Here is a 2,936-nt window from a genome sequence, read left to right on the forward strand (position 1 = left end):
TTAGGTTAAGCTACTAAGAGCACACGGAGGATGCCTTGGCGCCAGGAGCCGACGAAGGACGGGACGAACACCGATATGCCTCGGGGAGCTGTAAGTGAGCTGTGATCCGAGGGTTTCCGAATGGGGCAACCCACCAGCATGAAGCGCTGGTACACCTACCTGAATCCATAGGGTAGGTTGAGGCAGACCAGGGGAACTGAAACATCTTAGTACCCTGAGGAAGAGAAAGAAAACTCGATTCCCTGAGTAGCGGCGAGCGAAACGGGATTAGCCCAAACCAGTAGGCTTTGCCTACTGGGGTTGTAGGGCATCTCACATGGAGTTACAAAGGAAACGGATAGATGAAGTGGTACTGGAAAGTCCCGCCACAGCAGGTAACAGCCCTGTAATCGAAATTCGTTTCTCTCCGAGATGTACCCTGAGTACGGCGGGGCACGTGAAACCCCGTCGGAATCCGGGAGGACCACCTCCCAAGGCTAAATACTCCCTGGCGACCGATAGTGAACCAGTACCGTGAGGGAAAGGTGAAAAGCACCCCGGAAGGGGAGTGAAATAGAACCTGAAACCGTGTGCTTACAATCAGTCGGAGCCCCCCTAGAGGGGTGACGGCGTGCCTTTTGTAGAATGAACCGGCGAGTTACGTTTGCGTGCAAGGTTAAAGTTAAAGCTGGAGCCGTAGCGAAAGCGAGTCTGAATAGGGCGCTTCAGTACGTAGACGTAGACCCGAAACCAGGTGAGCTACCCATGTCCAGGATGAAGTTGCGGTAACACGCAATGGAGGTCCGAACCCACTAGTGTTGAAAAACTAGGGGATGAGGTGTGGGTAGGGGTGAAATGCCAATCGAACCTGGAGATAGCTGGTTCTCCCCGAAATAGCTTTAGGGCTAGCCTCGGATTTTAGAGTCATGGAGGTAGAGCACTGATTGGGCTAGGGGCCCTTACCGGGTTACCGAACTCAGTCAAACTCCGAATGCCATGTACTTTTATCCGGGAGTCAGACTGCGAGTGCTAAGATCCGTAGTCGAAAGGGAAACAGCCCAGACCACCAGCTAAGGTCCCTAAGTTTCGTTTAAGTGGAAAAGGATGTGGAGTTGCCTAGACAACCAGGATGTTGGCTTAGAAGCAGCCACCATTTAAAGAGTGCGTAATAGCTCACTGGTCAAGTGACTCTGCGCCGAAAATGTAACGGGGCTAAAACGAACACCGAAGCTGTGGATGTCTTATGACATGGTAGGGGAGCGTTCCAAGCGCTGCGAAGTCGCATCGCGAGATGCGGTGGAGTACTTGGAAGTGAGAATGCCGGTATGAGTAGCGAAAAGAGGGGTGAGAATCCCCTCCACCGAAAGCCCAAGGTTTCCTGAGGAAGGTTCGTCCGCTCAGGGTTAGTCGGGACCTAAGCCGAGGCCGAAAGGCGTAGGCGATGGACAACAGGTTGATATTCCTGTACCACCTATTTTCGTTTGCACGATGGGGTGACGCAGAAGGGTAGAGAATCGCACCATTGGATGTGTGCGTCCAAGCAGTGAGGCTGATGATCCAGGCAAATCCGGATCATCTTAAGGCTAGGCTGTGATGGGGAGGGAAATTTATAGTACCGAAGTTCTTGATCTCACGCTGCCAAGAAAAGCCTCTAGGAGAATCTAGGTGCCCGTACCGTAAACCGACACAGGTAGGCGAGGAGAGAATCCTAAGGTGCTCGGGAGAACTCTCGTTAAGGAACTCGGCAAAATGACCCCGTAACTTCGGGAGAAGGGGTGCCCCCCTTGTGGGGGGCCGCAGTGAAGAGGTCCAGGCGACTGTTTAGCAAAAACACAGGTCTCTGCTAAGCCGCAAGGCGATGTATAGGGGCTGACGCCTGCCCGGTGCTGGAAGGTTAAGGGAACGGGTTAGCGCCTTTGGCGCGAAGCTCTGCACCGAAGCCCCAGTAAACGGCGGCCGTAACTATAACGGTCCTAAGGTAGCGAAATTCCTTGTCGGGTAAGTTCCGACCCGCACGAAAGGCGTAACGATCTGGACGCTGTCTCAACGAGAGACCCGGTGAAATTGTACTACCAGTGAAGATGCTGGTTACCCGCGACAAGACGGAAAGACCCCGTGGAGCTTTACTGCAGCCTGATATTGAATCTAGATACGACTTGTACAGGATAGGTGGGAGTCGTAGAACCTGGGACGCCAGTCTCAGGGAAGACGCCGGTGGGATACCACTCTGGTCGTATCGGGGTTCTAACTCACTACCGTCATCCGGTAGGAGGACCGTGTCAGGTGGGCAGTTTGACTGGGGCGGTCGCCTCCTAAAATGTAACGGAGGCGCTCCAAGGTTCCCTCAGCGCGGTTGGAAATCGCGCCTATAGAGTGCAAAGGCATAAGGGAGCTTGACTGCGAGACCTACAAGTCGAGCAGGGACGAAAGTCGGACTTAGTGATCCGGTGGTTCCGAGTGGAAGGGCCATCGCTCAACGGATAAAAGCTACCCCGGGGATAACAGGCTTATCTCCCCCAAGAGTCCACATCGACGGGGAGGTTTGGCACCTCGATGTCGGCTCATCGCATCCTGGGGCTGTAGTAGGTCCCAAGGGTTGGGCTGTTCGCCCATTAAAGCGGTACGCGAGCTGGGTTCAGAACGTCGTGAGACAGTTCGGTCCCTATCTGTCGCGGGCGCAGGAAATTTGAGAGGATCTGTCCTTAGTACGAGAGGACCGGGATGGACATACCCCTGGTGTACCAGTTGTCTCGCCAGAGGCACCGCTGGGTAGCCAAGTATGGACGGGATAAGCGCTGAAAGCATCTAAGCGCGAAGCCTTCCTCAAGATGAGATTTCCCACAAGACCTTTGGTCTTGGTAAGACCCCTTGTAGATGACGAGGTTGATCGGCCTGAGGTGTAAGCATAGCAATATGTTCAGCTGACAGGTACGAATCGGTCGAGGGCTTAACCTACA

At 54.1% G+C, this 2,936-nt stretch carries 1 rRNA gene; it reads left to right on the forward strand.

Annotation, left to right across the window (positions count from 1 at the left end):
• Positions 1-3 precede the first annotated feature (3 nt).
• A 23S ribosomal RNA gene (locus IC619_RS16510) occupies positions 4-2,934 on the forward strand.
• The last annotated feature ends 2 nt before the right edge of the window (positions 2,935-2,936 follow it).

The organism is Polycladospora coralii (genome assembly GCF_014773435.2).
Classification (GTDB): Bacteria; Bacillota; Bacilli; order Thermoactinomycetales; family Thermoactinomycetaceae; genus Polycladospora; species Polycladospora coralii.